Origin of the sequence: Marinoscillum luteum, from assembly GCF_044005705.1 — a bacterium.
GTDB classification, from domain to species: domain Bacteria; phylum Bacteroidota; class Bacteroidia; order Cytophagales; family Cyclobacteriaceae; genus Marinoscillum; species Marinoscillum luteum.
Map to the genome: position 1 here is coordinate 1 of NZ_JBIPKE010000002.1, position 5,026 is coordinate 5,026.

1 protein-coding gene is annotated in these 5,026 nt (G+C 46.6%); it reads left to right on the plus strand.

Annotation, left to right across the window (positions count from 1 at the left end):
• The coding region (locus tag ACHKAR_RS00030; protein WP_395415655.1) for an Ig-like domain-containing protein at window positions 1-5,026 on the plus strand (5,026 nt) is incomplete at both ends.

Consider the following 5,026-nt stretch of genomic DNA (forward strand, 5'->3'; position numbering starts at 1 on the left):
GATTGGTGAAGTAGATGTAGCCAATGGAAGTGCGACGGACTTCACTGACAATGGCGATGGTACCTACACTGTAGAGATCACCCCTGATGGGACAGGCGATATCACCGTAGATGTCGCAGCGAATGTTGCTCAGGATGCAGCGGGCAATAACAACACAGCGGCCACAACAGTAACGACCGTTTACGATACGACTGCCCCTACAAGCCCAACGGTTACGGCCCAGACGACCAACGACACCACCCCCACGATCAGTGGTACAGCCACTGTAGGCGCAGGAGAGACGCTGACGGTAACAGTCAATGGAATCACCTACACTGCTGGTGATGGCAATCTGGTTGACAATGGAGATGGCACCTGGAGCCTGACGATCCCTGCAGGCAATGCGTTGACAGAAAACACTTATTCGGTGACCGCTACGGTAACCGATGCCGCTGGCAACAGCACCAGTGATGCGACGAGCAGTGAGTTGGTGATCGACACGACCGCCCCTGCCACCGCTCCGACAGTTACAGCCCAGACGACCAACGATACCACCCCCACGATCAGTGGTACAGCCACTGTAGGCACAGGAGAGACGCTGACGGTAACAGTCAATGGAATCACCTACACTGCTGGTGATGGCAACCTGGTTGACAATGGAGATGGCACCTGGAGCCTGACGATCCCTGCAGGCAATGCGTTGACAGAAAACACTTATTCGGTGACCGCTACGGTAACCGATGCTGCTGGCAACAGCACCAGTGATGCGACCACAGGTGAGCTTATTGTCAATACTTCAATATCGGCACCAACAGGTGAAAGTTCACAGAGTTTCTGCATAGCTAATAACCCGACTGTGGCAAACCTGATAGTAACTGGATCGGATATCAAATGGTATTCTGTTCCTACCGGTGGTGTACCGTTATCAGAAACGACCAGTTTAGTAAACGGAACAAAATATTATGCAAGCCAGACGGTAGATGGAGCTGAATCCTCTGAACGACTTGAGGTTACTGTAACCGTTAATGCGACCCCAACGATCACCCTGGATAATATCAATGATCCAGAAACGTGCTCGGGTACTGATGGTAGTTTTATTCTGAGTTTTACTAATGTGCCCGATGGAGCCTACACGTTGACATATAGAGATGAGTCAGCGAGGGATCAAGTATTTGACAATGTCAGTGTGGTGAGCAATTCAGCTACTATTAACAATGTTGGAGCTGGGGTTTATAGTGATATTACAATAACAGTAAATGGTTGCACTTCCGTGGAGGATGTGGACATCACCTTGTCTGATCCCTCACCGGAAACAATTTCTATAGGGACTACAAATAATCCTAGTAACTGCGATGCTCAAGATGGAAGTATTCAGCTCATGGGGCTTACTGCCAACTCAAGTTTTACTGTCGATTATATAGTGGATAATGTGAACGTATCCACCACAGCTAGTTCCAATGCAAGCGGAATTTTGCTGATCAGGGAACTGGGCGCCGGTGTATATAGAAACATTTCTGTGGTTTCCACAGCCAATGGATGCCGTTCTAATGAACTCAGCCGGAGCATTGACTTAGAAGAACCTACTATTTCTTCTATCAGTTTATCGAGTTCAACTAATCCATCTGCATGCGGTGCAAATGATGGAAAAATAATACTTGATGGGTTGTCGAACTCTGCCAGATATGCGGTTTCCTACATTTATAATGGAAGAATCATATCGGGTTCGATTCTGGCGGTTTCAGGGAGAATAGAGATTGAGAACCTTTCAGTTGGTCATTATAGCAATTTTAAAGTTAAGCTATCTGGTTGCGAGTCCAACACCATTGCTGGCCCGGTGGTTTTAACTGACCCGGCGTCCCCTGAGATTAGCCTGAATTCAGTGATCCCAACAAGTTCTTGTAACGCCTCCGATGGAGTGATCAAAATTGGGGGATTGGTCTCTGGATCAAAATATACCTTCGAATACACCTATGCTGGCAGGGTAAAACGATCTACACAATCTATTGTGGCCAATGGAGCTGGAGTAGTAGATATTTCCGGACTTTCAGCGGGAGTTTATACGTTCATCAGCTTGAAAAGTGAGGCTTCCGGCTGTCAATCCAATACCATTGAATCCGCGGAAATTGCGGATACTGGTGCCCCTGAGATAGCCTATGGTTCCACCAGCGACCCAACGGTTTGTGATGGTACTGATGGTTTTATCAGGCTCACGGGATTAGATGCTGGCAGAGAGTATGGAGTTTCATTTTTGGTGGATAACTTAAATGTTACAACCACATTATCAAGTAATGGAAGTGGGGTAATAGAAATAGGTGGTCTCAGGCCAGGTACCTACAAAGACTTCACAGTAAATCGAGTAGGGTGTGTTTCTAATCAATTATCCGAAATTATTGAGCTGAATGAACCTATTACACCGGAGATTTCGGTTACCGACTTTTCAAACCCATCAATATGTGGCGAAGCAGATGGCTGGATTTCAGTGGGTGGTACTATCCCGGATGGTAGTTATAATGTGCAATATGATTTCAATGGTTCCATTATTTCGAGAGTCATAGCCTCTTCATCGGGAGTCTTGTTGATTAATAATCTTAGCGCCGGATCCTACCAGAACTTTAGTATTGAGCTTTCGGGATGCTCATCTAATATTGTTAGATCCCCGATTTCATTAACTGATCCGGGAAGTCCTGAGATTAATTTCAATAGCCAGTTAAATCCGACCTCATGCGCTTCTTTTGACGGATTTATCAAACTCTCGGGATTGACACCTTCGGTCTCATATGACTACATCTATTTCAAAGATGGAGTGGAAGTTACTTCTGGTTCACCGTTAGTGGCAGATGCCGCTGGAGTAATAGAAATCAGTAACCTGACATCCGGTTCTTACCTCAATCTCTCTGTTTCCGAAAGTGGCTCAAATTGTAGATCCAACACAATTGAGGTTATAGTCCTCAATCCTCCGGATATCAGTATTTGGACATATACTCACCCTACGACATGTGCTGGTACTGACGGTAATATTGAAATTCAAGGACTGACACCGGGATTGAGTTATACATTTAGTTATCGCATCAACTCAGGCTCTGAGATCAATGACAATATAGTCGCTGACAGTTGGGGCAACTATGCATTGGAAGGCTTGTCCGCTGGGAATTATTCTGACATCACTGTTGAAATTGACGGATGTATTTCAAATGCACTTTCGGTGGACTTGAACAATCCGGACAATGCTGTGATCGCTTTGGAGAAAGTGACAGTTCCATTGTCTTGCGAGGCTGATAACGGAAGTATTAAGCTGACTGGTCTTGAGGTGAGTACTGATTATGAGTTGCATTACACCAGCAATAGTCAAAAAGATACCCTCTATGTGCGTAGTGATGGATCTGGTTATATCTTGATTTCAAACCTTGCGCCAGGGGAGTACACTTCCATTTATGTGATTTCAAAGGAATGTCAATCTAATATTTTGGGCAGTGTGATCGTAGGTCAGGCTCCAGAGATGATTATAGTCTCAGTAAATGCAGTGAATCCGACTACCTGTGGAGGGATGGATGGATACCTTGACCTCACTTTTCAAGATATCCCGGATGGGTCTTATAGCATTACTTATTCGGATGAAAATCTAAACGAAAAAGTGTTTAGCAGTGTATCCATTCTTTCCGGAGTGGCCAACATCAGCGGCTTAACTGCGGGCAGTTATAATAATTTGACAGTGACCGTAGGAAGTTGTAAATCCAGTGGAGACATAGATGCCTCCTTAAGTGATCAGCAGCTTTGTGATTCAGATGGTGATGGCGTATCCGATTTAGAAGAAGACATAGATGGTGATGGAGACCCTACCAATGATGATTCTGATGACGATGGCACGCCTGATTATCTCGATACTGACGATGATGGTGATGGTGTTCTCACGGAAGATGAAGATACAGATGGTGATGGAGATCCTACTAACGATGATTCTGATGGTGATGGCACTCCCGATTATCTGGACACAGATGATGATGGCGATGGTGTCCTGACAGAGGACGAAGACACTGATGGAGATGGCGATCCCACGAATGACGATTGTGATGCTGATGGTACGCCAAACTATCTGGACGCTGATCCCTGTGATACAGATGGAGACGGCCTGGATGATAGCGAGGAAGACACAGACGGAGACGGTAATCCATACAACGATGATTGTGACCAGGATGGTACTCCAAACTTCCAGGATGCAGACACTTGCGACGATGGCACCGATACCGACGGTGACGGTGTAACGGACGTAGAAGAAGACATTGATGGCGATGGCGATCCTACCAATGATGATTCCGATGGTGATGGTACACCTGATTACCTGGACACCGATGATGATGGCGATGGTGTCTTGACAGAGGATGAAGACACTGATGGAGATGGCGACCCCACGAATGACGACTGTGATGCTGATGGTACGCCAAACTATCTGGACGCTGATCCCTGTGATACAGATGGAGACGGCCTGGATGATAGCGAGGAAGACACAGACGGAGATGGTAATCCATACAACGATGATTGTGACCAGGATGGTATACCAAACTTCCAGGATGCAGACACTTGCGACGATGGCACCGATACCGACGGTGATGGTGTAACGGACGCAGAAGAAGATATTGATGGTGATGGCGATCCTACTAACGATGATTCCGATGGTGATGGCACACCTGATTATCTGGACACAGATGATGATGGCGATGGTGTCTTGACAGAGGATGAAGACACTGATGGAGATGGTGATCCTACCGATGACGACTGTGATGCTGATGGCACGCCAAACTATCTGGACGCTGATCCATGCGACACAGACGGAGATGGTCTGAACGATGAAGAAGAAGACACCAACGGAGATGGTAATCCATACAACGATGATTGTGACGAGGATGGTACGCCAAACTTCCAGGATTCGGATAGCTGTGATACGGATGGGGACGGTATCCTGGATGAGGATGAGGACCTGGATGGCGATGGAGACCCTACCAATGATGACTGTGATGCTGATGGCACACCAAACTATCTGGATGCTGATCCC